Genomic DNA, 21,562 nt, shown 5'->3' with positions numbered 1-21,562 from the left:
TTATATGGTATAATTATTTTAGGAGGTGTGAGAATATGTCTGTAGCTTTACAAATAATTCAAATGATATTTTATATTGTAGGAATTTTATTTATGTTATCATTTATGTTTATTGGAATATGGTCATTTATTATTTTCCTAAAAATATATAAAAATCAAAGGGTTAATAATTATTTATTAGACAAAATAAATAAAAGTATATCCTCACTAAACTTAAATAACAACGAGAGTGTAGTAGATTCATTAGATTTCGATTTTGATGATTCTTTTTTGGATAATAATAATTTAGACTCAACAAATAATGTTATTAAAATGGATAATGCTTAATAAAATGTATAATGGCAAACGGAAAGTTAAGTAACTAGTTTTAGTCTAATCCTTAATTCTCCATTTGCCATTTTTTAATTTATAATTATTTTAAATCATAGATTCGAAATCATCTTCGCTTAGTACAGTTATTCCAAGTTCATTTGCTTTTGTAAGCTTTGAACCTGCTTCTTCCCCTGCTATAACATAATCAGTTTTTTTACTAACACTACCTGATACTTTAGCTCCTAAGCTTTCTAGTTTTTCCTTTATTTCTCCTCTAGAGTACTTAGTTAAAGTTCCTGTAACAACTACAGTCTTCCCACTAAAAGCACTTTCTTTAACCTCCTTTTCTTCATACCATGGATTAACTCCTAGATTTAAAAGTTCATCTATAGTACTAAGAACTTTTTCTTCTTTAAAGAATTCTAAGACACATTTAGCCACTATATCACCGACATCATTAACTCCAACTAATCTTTCAAATGTAGCTTCTTTTAATCCATCTAAAGATTTAAATGTATTTACTAAATCTTTTGCCGTTTTAACCCCTACATTAGGAATTCCTAAAGCATATATAAATCTATATAGTTCTGGATTTTTACTTCTTTCAACTGCATCTAAAAGATTTTGAGCCTTCTTAGGTCCAAACTTTTCTAAAGTGATTAAATCGTCTTTATTCAATTTATATAGATCTGCTATTGATCTTATCTCTAATTTTTCAAATAATTGTTCTGCTGTTTTTTCTGAAAAACCTTCTATATTCATAGCTTCTCTTGAAGCAAAATGAACTATACTTTTTACCATTTGAGGTTTACATGATAAAGTATTTTCACAGAAGTAATGAGCTCCATCTAACACTAAATGACTTCCACATGAAGGACAATTTTCTGGTACATTTATATCTACTGCACCTTCTAATGTAGACTCAACAACACCCATTATCTCAGGAATAACATCATTACTTCTTCTTACAAATACGTCAGCACCTATTTTAACGCCTTTTCTTCTTATATCATCCATATTATTAAGAGTAGCTCTTTTTACAGTTACTCCTGCTAATTCAACAGGATCTAATATAGCTGTAGGCCCAACTCTTCCGCTTCTTCCTACATTCCACTCAACGTCTAAAAGCTTAGTAGTTGCTTCTTGTGCTTCAAACTTATAAGCTATTGCCCACTTAGGGAACTTAACAGTATATCCTAAAAGTTCTCTAGTTCTCATATCATCAATAGCTATTACAACTCCATCAATATCATAATTAAGGTCAAATCTTATTTCTTCAATATACTTTATTTCATTTTGAAGCTCTTCTAATGTTGTGCATGCTTTGATATAATCATCCATTGGGAACCCTTTTTCTTTTATAAAAGAAAGCATTTCTTCATATGTTCTAAAGCCTTCTCCTTCTTTATATCCTACATCATAGAAAAATGCTGATAAATTTCTTCTAGCAGTCTCTTTTACATTTAAATTTCTTAATGCACCTGCAGCACCATTTCTAAGATTTTTTAATGGGACTTCAGATACCTCATTATATCTATCAAAAGCTTCTTGAGTCATTATAGCTTCCCCATGTATTTCAAACACCGAGCTGCTGTCTATCTTTAAAGGAATAGATTTTATAGTCTTAACTTGAGCAGTTACATTTTCTCCTGTTTCCCCAGTACCTCTAGTAGCTGCTACATCAAGTATTCCATCTTCATTATAAGTAAGATTAATAGTTAATCCATCAAACTTCTTTGTAACTATATATTTTAAAGGAGATAAATTTTCTCCCCTAGAATTCATTTCTTGAACAAACTTCAAATTTCTATTGTGCCAATCTACTATCTCATCAAAGCTTTGAGCTTTATCTAAACTCCATAATCTAGCCTTATGAGTATATTTACTAAAGCCTTCTAACACAACGTCTCCAACTCTTTGAGTTGGTGAATAAGGAAGTACATATCCCATTTCTAATTCTAAAGCTTTTAACTCATCATATAAAACATCATATTCTTTATCTGTTACACTAGGCTTATCTAATGAATAATATTCATAAGCATATCTATTTAATATTTCTACTAATTCTTCTATACGTAACTTCTTATCCATATATCCTCCTATAATAGTTCAAGGTTTGCTGGTGGGACCATTAGCATTTTAACTCCTTGGTTGTTGAATGCTATTGTTAATTTCTTTTTACCATCAATATCTGATGCAGAAACTATAGTTCCAACTCCAAATTTTTCATGCTTAACTTTTCTTCCTAAAGTTAATTCTGATGTACCTGCAGGACTTGAAGAAGATGATACTGTACTTACTCCAGAAGTTGCTGGTTTAGGTGCAAATCTATTATTTTGGAATGGAACATAGCTTCCCTTTAAACTATGTGGATTATTATTGTATCCAGCTCCATACCCTGGTCTTGATCCAGTACTTCCTTCACCTTTAACATCTCCACTAGCACTAACATATTCCCTTAAGTCTGACTTTATTTCAGAAATAAAATCTGATTGAGGATATGCCACAGTTCTACCAAAAACTCTTCTTACTTCAGCTGAAGTCATATATAAATTTTCTTTTGCTCTTGTTATTCCAACATAGCAAAGTCTTCTTGACTCTTCCATTTCTGATTCTGAATCAAATGATGATGGGCCTGGGAATATACCATTTTCCATACCAACCATAAATACTACTGGGAACTCTAACCCTTTAGCACTATGAACAGTCATAAGTACAACTGTTCCCCCGTCATTATCTATATCTTCTAACTTATCTGTATCTTGAACAAGAGAAACCTTCTCTAAATATGCTGATAAAGATTTATCTTCACTTGTTCTTTCAAAGTCAACAGCATCAGATACAAGTTCCTTTAAGTTTTCAATTCTACTCTTATCTTCAATTTCTTTTGAACTTTCAAGTTCTTTCATATATCCAGTTTCTTTTAAGATTGTTTCTATTAATGTAGAAACAGGTATAGTTTCACTTAATACCATTAAGTTATCCATCATTTCCATGAACTTTTCTATTCCGCCACAATTTCTAGCAGTTAATGTAGGAATAGTTCTTACTTGACTTAACGCATCATAAAGTCCTATTTCGTAATCATTAGCAAAATCCATTATTTTTTGAATTGTTGCATCTCCTATTCCTCTCTTAGGAACATTTATTATTCTCTTTAAAGAAACACTATCTTCTGGATTAACTAACGCTTTAAGATAAGCTAACATATCCTTAATTTCTTTTCTATCATAGAACTTAGTTCCACCAATTATTTTATAAGGAATAGCTGCTCTTCTTAAACTTTCTTCGAAAATACGCGATTGAGCATTAGTTCTATACAGTATTGCAAATTCATCATATCTTCTACCATCATCATCGCTAATCTTCTTAATCTGATTTGCAACAAAAGCTCCTTCATCACCATCTGAATAAGCTCTATAAATCTTTATCTTTCCTCCAGCCTCTTGTTCAGTTCTTAATGCCTTACTTTTTCTGTTAGCATTATTAACTATAACAACATTAGCTGCATCTAAAATATTACCTTTAGAACGATAATTTTGTTCAAGCTTTATTACCTTAGCATCTGGATAATCTTTCTCAAATCCTAAAATATTTTTTATATCTGCACCTCTCCATTGATAAATACATTGGTCATCATCTCCAACAACGCAGATATTTCTGTGTTTTTCAGCAAGTAATCTTACAAACTCATATTGAACACCATTGGTATCTTGATATTCATCTACCATTATATATTGGAATTTTCTTTGATAAAACTCTAATGTCTCTGGGTCTTTTTTGAAGAGTTCAACAGTTTTCATTATAAGATCGTCAAAATCTAGAGCATTATTTTCCTTTAATCTCTTTTGGTACATCTTATAAACTTCTGCTATCTTCTTTTCTCTATAATTATGTTCATTTTCTCTATAATAGCTATCTGGGCTTTGCATATTATCCTTAGCTCTACCTATCTTACCCATTATCTCTTGCTCTGTAATTTCTTTATCATTTACTTGAAGAGCCTTTATACATTCCTTTAAAAGAACCTTTTGATCAGATGTATCATATATAGTAAAGTTTTTCTTATACCCTATCTTTTCTATTTCTCTTCTTAAAATTTTTACACAAGTAGAGTGGAATGTAGAAATCCACATATCATCAGCTCTATCACCTATAATAGCTTTTACTCTTTCTTGCATTTCTTTAGCAGCCTTATTGGTAAATGTTATTGCTAGTATTTTATATGGCTGCACTCTTAAATCTTCTATCATATGCGCCATTCTATACGTTAAAACTCTAGTCTTACCTGATCCTGCACCTGCTAATATTAATACTGGTCCATCTATAGTTATAGCACCTTCATATTGCTCTTTATTTAATAACGCTTTTAAGTCCACGAAACATCCTCCCTTCAATACACTTAACTTAACATATTATAACATAACTAATATATATTATTACCAAAACTGTGTAAAATAAAAAAGTTATATTACAATAAAATAATTGCTACTTTTTTAGTAAAAATCAAAGAAACTGCCTAAGCAGTTTCATTCATTATTATTAATTATTTCTTAATTAAATATGCTTTTTAGACAACAAAAAAACGCAACCCTTGGGGCCAGGTTGCGCTTTAGCAATAAGCAATAAATAAAAAGGGGGCTATTTAATTCCTTTTATTTATCCTTGCAATAATATTATATTAAAACAAATTCATAAATGCAAGAAGTTTAAATTAAAATCTTGACAAATTCCGAGCATTATGAATATTATAGAAGTAATCGCGTTTTTCATTCGTTAAAAACTTTTTAAAATTGCAATTTCTTCTTCAGTCAACTCTCTATATTCGCCTTCCTCTAGTTCTTCATCTAACTTTAATGTTCCGAATTCTATTCTTTTAAGATAAACAACTTTCTTTCCAACAGCTTCAAACATTCTCTTAACTTGGTGGAATTTTCCTTCCTGTATAGTTACAAGTACATCTGAACCTTCTTCTGAAGCGCTTTGTATTTCAAGTTTTGCTTCCTTACAAACATATCCATCATCAAGTGTTATCCCTTTTTCGAAAGCCTTTATATCTGACTCTGTAACTTCCTTATCAATTTTAGCAAAGTAAACTTTGTCTACTTTCCACTTAGGAGCTATTAATCTATGATTTAATTCACCATCATTAGTTAATAATAATAAACCAACTGTATCCTTGTCTAATCTTCCTACAGGGAATGGTTCAAATACTTGATGCTCTACTTCTAATAAATCTATAACAGTCTCATCTCTATTATCATATGTAGCCGAAATAACCCCATCTGGTTTATTCATCATTAAATATATAAACTCTCTATAGTATATCTCTTCTCCATTTATAACTATCTTATCTTTCTCTGGGTCAACTTGCATACCACTATCCTTAGCAACTACTCCATTTACCTCTACTATTCCGTTTCTAACTATTTTCTTTAGTTCTTTTCTAGTTCCGTAGCCCAAATTAGCTAATATCTTATCTAGTCTTTCCATCTAAAGACCTCCTAATGTTTTATCATGTTTAACATATATTTTATTATTATAGTAGTTAAATTGCAATAAAAAAACCTATCAACAAATGTTGATAGGTTTTTATAATCAACTATACTATATTAAATTATACTATATTAAATGTAATACTCTCATAATCTTCATAGTTTACCTTCTTATAAAAACTCTTACTTAATACTAAGAGTCTATATTGCCCTTCTGAAAATGGTAAAAACGTGTAGTAATTTTTTCTACTATATTCTTGAACTAAAACCCAATTCTTTTCCTTCATCATATAGAATTCATAGCATACATCTTTTCCACCTTTACTGCTAACCTCAAAAGTTACTTCTTCTCCAACTTTAATTTCTTTTTTATTAGCTACAACCTTAGTGGAATTTACAGGCATTACATCTTTAACATAAATTATTATTTCCCTCTTAGAATCATATTCCTCAGTAGACTTAATATTTTTAGCATAGATATTAAAAGCATACTTTCCTGGACATTTTGGTTTCACTCTAATAGCCTTATTTGCAACATACCCCGTATCTTCAACTTCCTGTCCATTAATTTTAGTTACAAACTTCACTACAGTATCTGTTGTGTTTTGCATTATAGCTTCCATCTCTATAGTATCATTTACTAGATATATTTCCTTATTGTTAGTTAAAACATAATCTATATTGGCAGGAATAAAATCATTACATTTAATATATATAGATGTTGATGAATCAAAATCCTTAATTGAATATAAATCCTTTACTCTAACTTCAACTTCATACTCGCCCTTTTCTTTTGGCACAAAATTAATCCAATTATTTTTTACATAATCCATCTCTTCTTTTTGAATTCCATCTTTATATACTATAAACTTATAAAGAACCTTACATCCACCTTCACACTTAACATTTATATTAAATGGTTGATTTATAAGCGCAGCTCTTCCTTTATCGCATTTTACTTCAACTATACGTACAGGCTTATCTCCTTTTTTATCAATTTGATATACTATAGAACTTATACTCTCATAATCGCCTTTAAAAGAAATATCCTTAACTTTTAAAGTAATATTATACTTTCCTTCTTCTGATGGTTCCCATAAATATTTATTGCTTCTTATATATCCACTATCCTCAGAAACAGGTCCTTCAATAATGTATCTATATATAAGTTCTCTTCCACCTTCAACTAATGACTCTAAATTTATTCTTGTTCCAGTAACTTGTGGTGACTCAATATCAGTCTTAAAACTTCTTATTTTAATTTTTTCATAAGGAATTATATCATAAACTATAAGAGCTCTATCATCATATTCCTTATTTGAAAAAATATCTCTTACATAGCATAATAATTTATATTCGCCTTCAATCTCTTCTTTAAATGATACTATTGATTTAGAAGAGAAATCTTGAACACAAGTATATTTTCCTTCTTTATTTATCTTTACAAACTTATAAAGTAATGGCCTATTCTCTTCATGATTGGTTTCAACCTTAAATATAAGTTCTTCATTTACTACCATCTTATGAGATAATACCTTAAAATCAGTTATTTCTATAACCTCTAACCCTCTAATATCTATTTTTAATCTTATATAATCATCTACATTGTTAGTTGACTCAACCTTCTTACACTCAACTAAGATCTCCTTGCTACCAGGCTCTGTAGCAGTAAATATATACTTATTATCTGTTGAATAATCATTCAAAAGCTCCCAATCCTCTTTACTTTTCACCCAAAATCTATATAAAAGTAATTCTTCCCTTCCTTCAACGTTTATTAGAACCTTATCTCCAACCGTTACTTTATTTTTATCTATATTAACATTGTTTATTAGTTTATTATCCTCAACAATGTCAAACTCTAATCTAGTACTATAATCATATGGTTTTGTTGATCCTTTTACCTTTCCTTGAACAAGAATCATATACTTCCCTGGATTCTTAGGAGTCCATCTACATATCTTTTTTTCTGAAAAGTCTTGTATAGGAGTCCATACTTTATTGTATCCTTCAATAAATTTGTATTCTATTTCGTCTTTTATATTTAAATTTGCCTCGATATTCACATCATTATTTACATAAATAGGTCCTTTATTATCAAAATCTAATATTATCTCCTTCATCAATATCTCACCCCACCAAATTTCCTCATTACACTTTACACCATTTAACATATTTTTCTAATTTAATTATACTCTTTATTACTTGCAATAAAAATTGAAATTTGTCTATTAGAGATAAAAAAAAGGAATAACCTTTAGATATATTTCTACAGGTTATTCCTTAAAATTACTTTTTATTAAAAATAATAAGTTTTTTTTCAATCTTTCATCATCTTCTGATGTTCTTTTTCTAGCGTTATGTGTTCTTCCCCCAGCTTTTCTAATCTTTTGGGATATATGTCTCTGTTCTAGCATACCACCTATATTATCATTTGTATAAATAGTTCCTCTTGGATTTATAACATGAGCTCTTTTTCCAAGGCATATAGCAGCTATCCCATAATCTTGAGATACTACAATATCATTTTCCTTACATTCATTAGATACCTTCATGTCTACGCTTTGAAATCCACTATCAACAATCTTAACATCACCATAGTCCAAAACTATATAATGATGTATATCACAATATACAATAAGATCTAAGTTATTATCTTTTGCACACCTTTCAATTATAGAAATTCCAGGACATGCATCTCCATCAACAATTATTCTCATAATATGCTCCTATCTTTGATTTAGTACTAATAAAATACCAAAATCAAATCCAAATGCTTAGTGACAAGCTAATGAATAAAGTCGGCTAAAGCCGACTTTATAAAAAAAGTATACTTTTAGAAACTGTCTAAGCAGTTTCATCCATAACTTTTAACTATTCACTTTTAACTCTTAACTACTTAAGTCTTGCTTCTAATTCAGCCTTTAACTCTTCGTATCCTGGCTTACCAAGTAAAGCAAACATGTTCTTCTTGTATGCTTCAACTCCTGGTTGATCGAATGGGTTAACTCCTAGTAAGTATCCGCTTATAGCACATGCTTTTTCAAAGAAGTAAACCATTTGTCCAAAGTAGTATGGACTAAGTTCTGGAATGTTTAATATCATATTTGGAACTCCACCATCGCAATGAGCTAATAATGTTCCATTGAAAGCTTGTTTGTTAACGAAGTCAACAGTTTTTCCAGCTAAGAAGTTTAATCCATCAACATTTCCTTCTGCTTCTTCTATAACAACTTCTTTAGTAGCCTTTCCTACATTAAGAACTGTTTCAAACATTATTCTTGAACCATCTTGGATAAATTGTCCCATTGAATGTAAATCTGTTGAGAAATCTACTGCAGCTGGGAATATACCTTTTTGGTCTTTACCTTCTGATTCTCCATATAATTGCTTCCACCATTCATTGAAATAATGTAAGCAAGGCTCATAGTTAACCATAACTTCAACCTTTTTACCTTTATTATATAAAGCATTTCTCATTGCAGCATATTGATAACATTCATTTTCTTTTAATGATGGGTTTGAGTATACTTCTCTAGCATCAGCAGCCCCTTGCATCATTTCATCTATGTTAATTCCAGCAACTGCTATTGGTAATAAACCAACTGCTGTTAAAACTGAGAATCTTCCACCTACGTCATCTGGAACAACGAAAGTTTCGTAACCCATAGTATCTGCTAATCCTTTTAAAGCTCCTTTAGCTTTATCAGTTGTAGCAAATATTCTTTCCTTAGCTCCATCAACTCCATATTTCTTTTCCATGAAGTCTTTGAACATTCTGAACGCTATTGCAGGTTCTGTAGTAGTACCTGATTTAGATATAACATTAACTGAAACATCTAATCCTTCTATAGCTTCAAATAAATCAGTTATATATGTTGAACTTATGTTATTTCCAACGAAGAATACCTTTGGAGTCTTTCTCTTATCGCTTGGTAACATATTATAGAAGTTGTTAGTTAACATTTCTATAGCAGCTCTAGCTCCTAAGTAAGATCCACCGATACCAATAACTATTAAAACATCTGAATTTGACTTTATTTTCTCAGCAGCAACTTTAATTCTTGCAAATTCCTCTTTATCATAATTTACAGGTAGGTCTAACCAACCTAAGAAGTCGTTACCTGCTCCTGTCTTTTCATGAACTGTATCATGAGCATATTTAACCATACCTTCCATCATATCTAATTCTGAAAGATTAGCATATGGTTGAACTTTTGATAAATCTAAGTTTAAACCTTTATTCATTTTTTTACCTCCAAATTTTCTGGAATAATTACCATGTTAATTATATCATAAATTATTAAAACCTAATATTTTTTTCTAATATTTTGTTACCTAATAAAGTAAATTAACTCTATGCAAATTATATATACTTTTATATTCAATAAATATATTATGCGTAAAAATAATTTAGTTATTAACATAACAAAAAAGCTGTTTACAAAAACAGCTTTTTTATAAATTCATATTATAGCCCTAAATTAGTTTTTACAGCTTGTATAGCTTCCTCATCCAACTTACTTGCTTTACCAATTTCTCCATCAAGGTTCTTCCATACATAATTATGTACATCTACACCATTACTGAAATCTCCCTCTTTCCACTTACTTATCTCCTTATATAAATACAAATCAACATCTTTTACCATACCCAAAGCTTCATCTATAGTTTCCATAGTGATTTGCTTTGTCCCATTTATTTTACCATCAACAGCTAATATTATAGTATTTGCCATATGATGAACATACTCATTTATCTCTACCATTCTTTGCTCATCAACATTAATTGTAGTATCTTCAACTTCTGAAGACTCTTCTTCAGGCTTCTCTTCACCGCTTCCTACAACTTGATTAACTTCGCCTTCTGGTTTGTTATATGAAGGTGCTTGAGTTAAATCATAAAGCTTCATTCCACTCCAAGCCATTCCACCTAAAATAACAATTATAGCTACTACCATTCCAACTGCCTTAAGTACATCTGAACCTTTATGTTCTGCTTTTTCAACAACTTTCCAATCATCATTATTACTAGCACTCTCAACATCATTAATATTATTTTGTGGTACCTCTTGTGCTAAATCTAATTCTTCACTCTCATTTACATCAATTATTTTATCGTCTTTATCCATTCTCTCACCTCATACCTCAAATTTCCCACATTTATACTATAAAACACAAGACATATCATGTCAATTATTACCATATATCCTTTTCCAACAAAATACTACATTTCAAGATAATAAAAAGCCACTGAAATAATTTCAATGGCTTTTCTTTAGTAAAATATTTTTTATTCGAATTCAATAGTTGCTGGTGGCTTTCCTGTACAATCGTACATTACTCTGTTAACACCTTTAACTTCATTTACTATTCTTGTTGTTACTTTTCCAAGTACTTCCCATGGAAGATCTGCTGACTCTGCAGTCATGAAATCACTAGTTGTTACAGCTCTTAAAGCTATAGCATAGTCATAAGTTCTCTCATCACCCATAACTCCAACTGATCTCATGTTAGTTAATGCTGCAAAGTATTGACCAATCTCTTTATCAATTCCCGCTTTAACTATTTCTTCTCTATAAATATAATCAGCTTCTTGAACTATTTTAACTTTTTCAGCTGTTACTTCCCCTATTATTCTTATTCCAAGTCCTGGTCCTGGGAATGGTTGTCTGAACACTAAATGTTCTGGAATGTTAAGTTCTAATCCAGCTTTTCTAACCTCATCCTTGAATAATAATCTTAATGGTTCGATTATCTCTTTGAAATCAACGTAGTCAGGAAGTCCTCCAACATTATGGTGAGACTTAATAACTGCTGATTCTCCAAGTCCACTTTCAATTATATCTGGGTAGATTGTACCTTGAACAAGGAAATCAACTGTGCCAATCTTCTTAGCTTCTTCTTCAAACACTCTTATAAACTCTTCACCGATAATTTTTCTCTTAGCTTCTGGCTCTTCTACTCCAGCTAAAGCTTCATAGAATCTCTCTTGAGCATTTACTCTTATGAAGTTTAGGTCATATTGACCTTCTGGTCCAAATATAGCTTCTACTTCATCGCCTTCATTCTTTCTAAGTAGACCATGGTCAACAAATACACAAGTTAATTGCTTACCAACAGCTTTTGATAAAAGTACTGCAGCAACAGATGAGTCAACTCCACCTGATAATGCACATAATACTTTACCATTTCCAACTTTTTCTCTAACTTCTTGGATTGTCTTTTCAACGAAAGAATCCATTGTCCAATCTCCAGAACAGTTACAGATATTCTTAACGAAGTTAGATAACATCTTAGTACCTTCTTGAGTGTGCATAACTTCTGGATGGAATTGAACAGCATAAAGGTTCTTTTCTTCACATTCCATAGCTGCTACTGGACATACTGGAGTGTGACCTATTATTTTAAAGTTTTCTGGAGCTCTTTCTATATAGTCTGTATGACTCATCCAACAGATAGTTGAAGATTGTACTCCATCAAATAATTTAGATGAATTATCTACTGAAACTTCTGTCTTCCCATATTCACTTACAGGAGCAGTTGCAACACTTCCTCCTAAAACATGAGACATAAGTTGTGATCCATAGCAAATACCAAGTACAGGTATCCCTAATTCAAATATAGCCTTATCACAAAGTGGTGAATCCTCGCCATAAACACTATTAGGTCCACCAGTAAATATTATTCCCTTTGGATTCATTTCTCTTATTTTTTCAACACTTAAATTATATGGATGAACTTCACAATATACGTTACATTCTCTTACTCTTCTTGCTATTAATTGATTGTATTGACCTCCAAAGTCAAGTACTAATACTAATTCTCTATTCATTAAGAATCCCCCTAATGTATTTTTCTTTATTATCTCGTAAAATTATACATTTTTCAACAAAAATATGAATATTATTTTAAAATCAATAAATATAATTCGTATTCCTAAAATAAAAGGGAGCAAAAATATAAAAACCTTATTTATAAGTCTATATATCTTTCCTCCCCAATTCCAAATCTATTAATTTTAAATATAAATTATCTCTAAAATTCTATTTTAAGTATTAATTATAAACTTTTAACTTGAGACTTATCACTTGTCACTTGTCACTTGTCACTTGTCACTAAAATTCTACTCGCTTACGCTGTAGTTTGGTGCTTCTTTAGTTATCTTTACATCATGCGGATGACTTTCTCTTATTCCTGATGCGGTTTGGATAACAAATGTTGCATTTTCATATAAATCAACTAATGTAGGTGCTCCAAGGTAACCCATCCCTGATCTTATTCCACCTATTAATTGATATAAAGTATCTGCTACGTACCCTTTGTAAGCAACTCTTCCTTCAATTCCTTCTGGAACGAACTTCTTAGTTCCATTTTGGAAGTATCTATCAGATGAACCTTTCTCCATAGCCCCTAGAGAACCCATTCCTCTGTAAACTTTGTATTGTCTTCCTTGATATATTTCACTTTCACCTGGAGATTCTTCACAACCTGCAAGCATTGAACCCATCATACAAACAGATGCTCCAGCTGCTAAAGCCTTAACTATATCTCCTGAATACTTTAATCCACCATCAGCTATTATTGGCACGCCATGTTTAACAGCTTCTTCAACACAATCCATAACTGCAGTTAATTGAGGAACACCAACACCTGCAACTACTCTTGTAGTACAGATTGAACCAGGTCCTATACCAACCTTAACACAATCAGCACCAGCTTCAATTAAATCTCTTGTAGCTTCTGCTGTAGCTATGTTACCAGCTATTATTTGAAGTTCAGGATATTTAGCCTTTATTCTCTTAACACCTTCAATAACACCTTTTGAATGCCCATGAGCTGTATCTAAAGTAATAACGTCAACTTGAGCTTTAACTAAAGCATCAACTCTATCCATCATATCAGCAGTAATTCCAACAGATGCTCCACAAAGAAGTCTACCTCTTGAATCCTTAGCCGCATTTGGGAATGCTCTAACCTTTTCTATATCTTTTATTGTTATAAGCCCCTTTAAGTTATTTTCAGAATCAACTAAAGGTAACTTTTCAATTTTATGAGTCTTTAATATTTCTAAAGCTTGATCTAAAGTTGTTCCTTCACAAGCAGTAATTAATGGACTCTTAGTCATAACTTCAGAAACTAATCTATCATAATTTGTTTCAAATACTATATCTCTGTTAGTTATTATTCCAACTAATTGAGTTCCTCTTGTAACAGGAACACCTGATATTCTATATCTAGCCATTAACTCTAAAGCTTCTCTTACTGTATGATCTTCATTTAAGAAGATAGGATCAGTTATTACACCATTTTCTTGTCTCTTAACTCTATCAACTTCTCTTGCTTGATCTTCAATAGTCATGTTCTTATGGATAATTCCGATTCCACCTTCTCTAGCCATAGCAATTGCCATCTTAGATTCAGTAACTGTATCCATACTAGCACTCATTAAAGGCATATTAAGAGTAATAGTCTTAGTTAACTTAGTTTTTAAACTAACCTGATTAGGTAAAACTTCTGATTTATTTGGTACTAATAATACATCATCGAATGTATAAGCTGTTTTTAGTATTCTTGCCATAATCCTTCATCCCCTTAAACATTTTATTATAAAAAAACAGACATACTATCTCCATTAAGTGAAGATAATATGCCTGTGCTAAAAAATCCTTGCAAAGCAAGCTATATCAAACTTCACTTATAGTCGGAATTTTACGGTTTCCGGTAGATACTCCCCTCCATATTAGGGGGATATATAAGCAGTCTTTATTGTTCGTATTTTATTATTGTTACTATTATAATTTATAGGTTATAGCTTGTCAACATTTGTTTTTTCATGAAATTAACATCACTATTTTATAGATTTAAAATAAGTCCGGAGGCTCGCTATTGTTCATTTCTGTTTTAATAATTACGTCTTTTTTATTATCATTGGAAAATTCAATAGTATTTTTATATTTAATTGTCCCGCTCCCCTTATTAGTTGTACCTGTATATATTACAACTATCTCTGTTTTTTCTGATGAAGTACTATTACTATTTTTTATGTTATCTATAGATATATCAAAGTTCTTTCCACCTCTATTAGTTGCTCTTATAACAGTGCCATTTTCCCTAGTTAATTCTTGCAACGTTGTACTCGATCCATTCTTTACAGTTTTATATATCTTTATGTTTTCTAATAATACATTCTCTAAATCTTTGTCTACATTCAAATTAAACTTAGTACTATTTCCACCAACTAAAAATTTAGCCCCAAATGTTACCTTCTTTTCTGGTAACATTTCAAAGCCTGATTCATTCTCCATAATATTAACAGTACTATCTTTAATTCCACCATATAAACCATGATATAAATCAGTTATACTTTCATTAACAGTTATTTTAGGAACTTCTATTTTTTTCTTTATAACGTCATTATATATATTTATATATGTTATAATTCTTTCTTTTCCAAATTCTATATTTCCAATTTTTTTAGGCTTCATTTTTATCTTTATGTCACTTATAGGATCTGGATAATACATTTTTTCTGACTTATTAAGATTATATATTAAATCCGGAATATTAATTTCTATAACTTTACTGTCTTTATTTTGTATATATTCTAAATCATTTCCTAAATCAATTTTAAGCTTTAAATCTTTTATTATATATCTATTTACCAACTGAGACTCTAATCTTAATTTTAGTCTTTTAATAACCTCCTCTTTTATATCATTCCCATTATTTTCACTAATTATATAATTTTCTTTTTCTCCTTTAAGCAAAGTGTGAAGTTTACTTATACTTTCTTCTCCTGTATGTTTATTTTGTTTTATACATACTGAAAATATATTATAATTATTTTTTATTACTTCATCTATTTTGCTTTCATAATATTTTATATCTTCAAAAGTGATCATTATTATACTTTTATTGGAACTATACCCTTCATTTAATAACCTATTAGCTTCTAAAAGTGCATTTGTAATATTTCCCTGTTCCGCATTTTCATCAGAGGCTATGTCGTCTATAAAGTTTTCTAACAATCCAACATTAGGAGTTAATTCTAATGATTCGTTATTGCCACTTCCATCAAAGGAGACTATCCCCATTTTAACATTATTATTACTAACAAAATCCTCTATTAACTCATCTTTAATAGATTCTTTAATATCTTTAAATTTATTATCTTTTTTACCAGTAGTTTTATCAATAAGCAAAACAACATCCTTACTTTCATTTGACATTTTATCGTATTCAAACGGTTTCGCATCTATAGCATATACTAATTCTACCTCTTCACCTAAGGTAACATCTATATATTTATCACTTTCTAAATTTGCTGTTATACTAGGAACATCAACACTCGTTATACCTTCTCCTTTAAGTACAAACTCACACCCAATACTATTATTACTATAATCTAATCTAACTATAGTATTATTTATTTCTGGCATCTCATATCCATTAGGTATTGATGATAAAATCACCTCGTAATTATCTGTTGGCAAAGTGTCAAATATAATATAGCCATCTTCAATATCAGTAGAGCTAATATCAATATTTCTACTCTTTAATTTAACTGTAACATTACTGTCTATATTATTACCTTGACTATCTATTATCTTCACTCGCACTTGTCCTCTTTTAATATTAATATTACTTGATATTTCATCATTTACTTCTTTTTGCGCAGAATTTTCTTTAGCCAAGTAAGAATACTTTCCTTTTAGCTCATATGTCATTCCGTTGTCAACAGTTATACTTTCTTCATCAAGTACCTTTAAACTGTATGAACTTTTTTTATCATCACCTTTGATAATTCTGCCAAACTCTTTAACTAGTTCATTATTTTTTGACTCTAATATAGTTGGTAACCCTTCACTTATATCGAACTTTACATTCTCATAAATAATTTTATCAACATTTGGATGTTTTACATTTATATCGTAAGATATATTATCACCTATTAAGCAATTTATTTGTTCTGGAGTAGATATTAATAATTTTTTCTCCTCTTCCACATTATATGGTTTTATATTAATAATCGGATTCGGTATAGTAACTTTAACTATATTTCCATTAATATCTTTATATTCAAGCGAATTATTATAATTGTCACTAAATAAAAGAATATCGCCACTACCATTAGTCTTTACTTTAAAAATAACTTCAACAGGTTCTGCTTTATACCAATAATTATCTTTTAGTTCATAAACTATCGGATCAACTTTCACACCATTTATATCAAATCCATCTACAGCTGTAAATTTATCATCTAAGCCTATATCAAGATTAGCATCTGAAAATGTATAACTTTTTGCTAACGTATCTGCTATCTGAGAAAATATTTGTTCTATAGCTCCCGAATCAGTTGCAAAAAATGTATTATTGTCTCCACCAATAGCTCCACCCATAGATTTATGAATTTCTTTCATTTTTATATTACCAGAACTATTCTCATTTCCTAATCCATATCCTATAGAAAAAACATTATAATTTTCACTTTTTATAATACCTCCTATAGTTGTCGCGTATTCAAGACATTTACCATTTGTATCGCTACTTCCACTACCTCCAACACTCTTATTTGTGTCATCTAAAGTAGTATAGTATTTTTGTTGAAGCCAACCAGTATAAGTATAATAAGTTGGTTCTCCATCTCCCATAAATATTATTGTTTTATCTGCATTTGGATCTGACTTATCCAAAACATATGCTCCTTTTCTTAAATCATCACCTGTGTTTGTTCCACCATCTGCATTTATTCCATCAATTTTTTTCTTTAATTTATCTATATTACTAATTAAACTTTCGTCTGCAGTTGTTACTTGAATTAAATCTTGAATTATTTTACCATTTTTATCATAAGCTATAATACCAATTTTTAAGTCGCTAACCTTAGGTTTTCCTGTTTTTTCATCAATTTTACTTAATGATTCTATAAATTTTTCAGCAGCAATTTTTAAATTTGTCATTTTATTATCATTTTTCATACTTCCTGACTTATCTAGTACCAATACAATCTCTTTAGATTTTGGTACATTATGCTGAAAAGGTTGAGGAATTAATGTATATTTTATTTCTATCTCTTGTCCTTCCATAGGTTGCCTTGGTAATATTTCAGGTCCTTCAACCTTTATGTCTGGTTTTTTTACATTGTTATAAATAGTATCAGCACTTACATTTAAATAATTTATATTAATATATCCTATCATAATAATTAAACTTAATATGACACTAGTTTTTCTCATTAACTTTTTCAAAAATCCCACCCCCTATTTATTTCTAAATTTAACTATTGTACTTACGTTATACTCAACATCAGAGTAACCTTTTTTCTTACTCAAGGTTATATCAAATTCTAACCCAGGAGCATCTTTATAGGTTGCAACTTCCAAATTCCCTACCATTCTCACATCTAACGGTCTTATTTTAAATTCTTCAATATTTCTAGATATAACTCCTATATCATCAATTATTTGCCCATTTTCATCTTCAATTGATACAGTTAAATTACTGTTATTTATTTTAAAGGCAACTTTTTTACCATCATCATAGGTAAGTCTAATTTCCGTAATATCTCTTTTATATTTATCTTTTTCATTTGACCCTTGTGGAAGTGAATTATATTTATTACTCACATGGTCCGCTAGTTGACCATCAATGCTATTTATTCCATTAGCATGAGTACCCAAGTTAATTAATAGCTTTTCTAATTCTTCTGCTTCTGTTTGTAATTGTAATTTAATTTCTGTTGTTGAAAGAGTTTTGCTATTTGAAAAGAAAAATGTATATGCTACTCCTAAAACCATTACTGTAATAGCTAAAGTTATTATTAATTCAATAACTGTAAAACCACTTGCTTTTGTTTTCAAATACTTCACCTCTTTACTTTAATATTCTCCAATTTTTTGTAGTTAAATAACTTTTAACTTCATATCCATTAGAATCACTATTAATAACAACTTTATCCCCTACATTTACGGTTTGACTATTTATAGTAACACCTACAAATAAATTTTTTAAAGCATCATAATTAGCTGCAATCATCTTCAATGTATCTTCATAATTGTAATTTAAGAAATTTTCATTTTTAGAAGCTTTAATCTCAACATTCTTTGCTGAAATTATATTTCCTGTTAAATTTATATTTCCTTCTAAAACCACATCTCCCTTAGATACTATTAATACTTTGTCTAAAGTTTCACCTTTATATATGTTATTTCTAATAACAATCTTCTCATTTTCATTATTATTTAAAATTACTTTTCCATATTGATAGTTTAACAACTCAGTATTAACCCTTTCAATTTCTGCCCAATTAATTTTATTTATAACGTTTTTATTTTCTTCATCTTTTAGTCCCATATGAACTACATATTTATCATAATCATCTTTTTTATCATTTAATAATTTTTGATCTTCAGCAGATATAGAATTTTTACCAACTTCTCCATTACTTACGTAAACACCTGATGCATATGTGTTCTTAGGTAAAGTTATTCCAGCTGAATTTAAAGTACTATTTTTTTCATAATACTTTATAAAATACTCTCCTTTTGCGCTAACCGACCCATCATTTTCTATTGTCTCAATAAGCTGTAGTGGATTGTAATAATTTATAGTTACTTTATCCTCATATCCTGGTAGAACCTCCGTGTACGCTTTATAGTTTCCTTTAACTGCCACAGACTCTCCTGTTTGATATTTATCACCATTTTCTGCCCCTTTATTGGTATCGATATAAGCAACCCCTGAAATATATGCTGAATCTTTTATATTTAATGTTGCTCCAAAATCATTAACTATAATACTACTTGACTCTAAAGCCATATTAGCCGTTGTTGGATTTTCAACAACCTTATCAATTCCATAAAAGTTATTTAAATCAACTTGTGACTTATCTAAACTATCTTCATTATTAAAATTTGTATTAAGAGTTAAATCATTTATTAATACCATATCATCAGCTTTTAATTTTATATTTGTACCATCAAGTGTTCCTCTTGCTGTTCTTCCTAAATAAGTATTAAAAGCATATATGTCCTCATTTAGATTCAACTTAGATTTATCAGTTAAATTTAAAGTCTTTGAAGTATATATATTTCCATCAAGTTCAACTTGTCCATTATTAATTAAAATACCTTCTTTATACTTATCGTATGATAAATCTACTATAGGCTCATCATCATTACCCTTTACCCATATATCACCTTTAAAATCAATATTCCCATTTATCTTTAGATTTCCATCTGCTGTAATTATTTTTTCATTAAAAACTGGGTATATATTAACAGTTACTACTTCACTTTCTGTCATAATATTATCTTTATAATCTGGTGCACTAACAACGTAAGTTGTTTTAATTTTCTTTTCATTTTTTAATTTTGTATTATCTATTGACTCTGTTTTAAATGCCGACTCTATAACTACTGTAATTGTATTATCTTCACATCTATACTCCTCAATACTTATAGTTGACTTTTTATCTATTTGCTCCCAACTATCAATAGCTTTTAAATCATCTCTTAAATTTGGTATTTGATTATGAATAATAGCTTGTCCTAACACTCCTGTTTCATCTTCTCCTAAGAAGTTTATAAAACTCTCTTTAAACCTCTCATTAATTTCATTTTTAACTCCTTCTTCATTTTTTAACTTAATATTTATTTGCTCACTTAACTTTACTGTTGAGTTTTTTATTGCAGCTTGGGATGCTTTAGCTATTATATTATATGTTACATCTAATCCTGAGTCTGATGCATATAAATTTTCTACCCTTTTACTTTCATTTATTCTAACTTTATAATCACTAGCAGTTAACCCTAGCAATGCTGTTCCCGTTGTGAACAATATTCCCATCACAATAGTAACAACTATTAAACTTGACCCACTCTTTTTATTGCTCAATTATATCCACCACCTATCTTTTAAAAACAATATTAGACATTGATTGCCCCCTAAACTTTTTGTCTCCGCCATTTGAAACTAATACATTTATTTCATATAAATCCCCTAGAACTACATCTAATTTACCATTTTCTGATTCATCAATAGTATTTATAATACTTTTTACTCCTCCAATTCCTGTAATTTTATTAAATACTATATCCCCTAATGTAGTGTTAAACTTTTTTACATATACACTAATATCAGTCGCCGAATTATTATTTATATTTAATCTAATATTCTTACTAAATTCTTTATCTAACTCTATGATAACTTTATTATTTTCAAAACTTTGAGTTACAGGAGTATTTCCTACTTCTTCATTTGAAACAGTTGCTATTTCTCCATTTATTTCTAGATATAACTCTTTTGAAGGATCTAAATTATAAACAGTACCTAAGTTATTTATTATTTCATTATCATTTATCTTAAATTCATATCTTGTTTTATCTATAACCTCATAGTCAAAGCTATTATTTTTAATTAGTTTTATTTCAACATTAAATCCACTTCTTTTAAAGCTTCCATAATAATCATATCCCTTTGAAACATCATTTTCTTTTTTTATAAATTCTCCATCTAATAACTGAAATTTATCAGTTCCTTTTAAATTAATTTCCTCATAGGCCTTAATTTCTTCTAAAAGTTTTTGCCCTATAAATGTAGCCTCCTGTTTCATAGCTGCATTTTTAGTAGTATTAACAAAATTTATTACCATTGTCGATACTGGGACAATTAAAATTGATAAAAGGGCAACACTAATGATTGCCTCTATTAATGTCATCCCTTTTTTCTTTAATCTTATTATCTTCATTTGTAA

General features: G+C 29.6%; 14 protein-coding genes and 1 riboswitch. Of the genes, 1 reads left to right on the top strand and 13 read right to left on the bottom strand.

Annotated elements, in window-relative coordinates:
* Positions 1 to 35 precede the first annotated feature (35 nt).
* Positions 36 to 326 carry a hypothetical protein gene (locus H8S20_RS18330; protein WP_042281140.1) on the top strand — a complete coding sequence of 97 codons (291 nt, stop codon included), beginning with the start codon at positions 36 to 38 and terminating at the stop codon, positions 324 to 326.
* Positions 327 to 416: 90 nt separating this feature from the next.
* Here H8S20_RS18330 and ligA read toward each other — a convergent pair whose 3' ends face one another.
* The 13 genes from ligA to H8S20_RS18265 all read right to left on the bottom strand — a co-directional run bounded on the left by ligA (position 417) and on the right by H8S20_RS18265 (position 21,556).
* Positions 417 to 2,402 (bottom strand): NAD-dependent DNA ligase LigA, encoded by a 1,986-nt coding sequence (gene ligA, locus H8S20_RS18325; protein WP_186861042.1) that lies wholly within the window; start codon positions 2,400 to 2,402, stop codon positions 417 to 419.
* 8 nt (positions 2,403 to 2,410) lie between these two features.
* Positions 2,411 to 4,690, bottom strand: a complete 2,280-nt coding sequence (pcrA, locus tag H8S20_RS18320; RefSeq protein ID WP_032117169.1) for a DNA helicase PcrA — start codon at positions 4,688 to 4,690, stop codon at positions 2,411 to 2,413.
* 397 nt (positions 4,691 to 5,087) lie between these two features.
* Positions 5,088 to 5,804, bottom strand: a complete 717-nt coding sequence (locus tag H8S20_RS18315; protein WP_032117168.1) for a pseudouridine synthase — start codon at positions 5,802 to 5,804, stop codon at positions 5,088 to 5,090.
* A gap of 124 nt (positions 5,805 to 5,928) precedes the next feature.
* Positions 5,929 to 7,929, bottom strand: a complete 2,001-nt coding sequence (locus H8S20_RS18310) for a triple tyrosine motif-containing protein (protein ID WP_186861041.1) — start codon at positions 7,927 to 7,929, stop codon at positions 5,929 to 5,931.
* Positions 7,930 to 8,082: 153 nt separating this feature from the next.
* Positions 8,083 to 8,526 carry a YaiI/YqxD family protein gene (locus H8S20_RS18305; protein WP_186861040.1) on the bottom strand — a complete coding sequence of 148 codons (444 nt, stop codon included), beginning with the start codon at positions 8,524 to 8,526 and terminating at the stop codon, positions 8,083 to 8,085.
* 175 nt (positions 8,527 to 8,701) lie between these two features.
* A complete protein-coding gene (locus H8S20_RS18300) occupies positions 8,702 to 10,054 on the bottom strand; it encodes a glucose-6-phosphate isomerase (protein WP_186861039.1) in 1,353 nt (450 codons plus the stop codon).
* A gap of 223 nt (positions 10,055 to 10,277) precedes the next feature.
* The gene (locus tag H8S20_RS18295; protein ID WP_186861038.1) at positions 10,278 to 10,937 is read right to left on the bottom strand and encodes a DUF6241 domain-containing protein; all 660 of its coding nucleotides are present in this window, start codon (positions 10,935 to 10,937) and stop codon (positions 10,278 to 10,280) included.
* A gap of 161 nt (positions 10,938 to 11,098) precedes the next feature.
* A complete protein-coding gene (gene guaA, locus H8S20_RS18290; protein ID WP_186861037.1) occupies positions 11,099 to 12,640 on the bottom strand; it encodes a glutamine-hydrolyzing GMP synthase in 1,542 nt (513 codons plus the stop codon).
* Between the two features lie 291 nt (positions 12,641 to 12,931).
* Complete coding sequence (guaB, locus tag H8S20_RS18285; RefSeq protein WP_186861036.1) at positions 12,932 to 14,386, bottom strand: IMP dehydrogenase; 1,455 nt, start codon at positions 14,384 to 14,386, stop codon at positions 12,932 to 12,934.
* A 100-nt stretch (positions 14,387 to 14,486) separates the two neighbouring features.
* Positions 14,487 to 14,584: riboswitch (purine riboswitch) on the bottom strand.
* A gap of 85 nt (positions 14,585 to 14,669) precedes the next feature.
* Positions 14,670 to 18,056, bottom strand: coding sequence for a vWA domain-containing protein (locus H8S20_RS18280; RefSeq protein ID WP_186861035.1), 3,387 nt, complete (start codon positions 18,054 to 18,056; stop codon positions 14,670 to 14,672).
* 12 nt (positions 18,057 to 18,068) lie between these two features.
* Complete coding sequence (locus tag H8S20_RS18275; RefSeq protein WP_436231605.1) at positions 18,069 to 18,677, bottom strand: PilW family protein; 609 nt, start codon at positions 18,675 to 18,677, stop codon at positions 18,069 to 18,071.
* Between the two features lie 4 nt (positions 18,678 to 18,681).
* Positions 18,682 to 20,703, bottom strand: coding sequence for a hypothetical protein (locus tag H8S20_RS18270; protein WP_186861033.1), 2,022 nt, complete (start codon positions 20,701 to 20,703; stop codon positions 18,682 to 18,684).
* 13 nt (positions 20,704 to 20,716) lie between these two features.
* Entirely contained in the window at positions 20,717 to 21,556 is an 840-nt protein-coding gene (locus H8S20_RS18265) for a type IV pilus modification PilV family protein (protein WP_186861032.1), read from the bottom strand.
* Positions 21,557 to 21,562 lie beyond the last annotated feature (6 nt).

Source organism: Clostridium hominis, from assembly GCF_014287825.1.
Classification (GTDB): domain Bacteria; phylum Bacillota; class Clostridia; order Clostridiales; family Clostridiaceae; genus Clostridium; species Clostridium hominis.
This window is presented reverse-complemented; position numbering and strand designations above follow the sequence as displayed.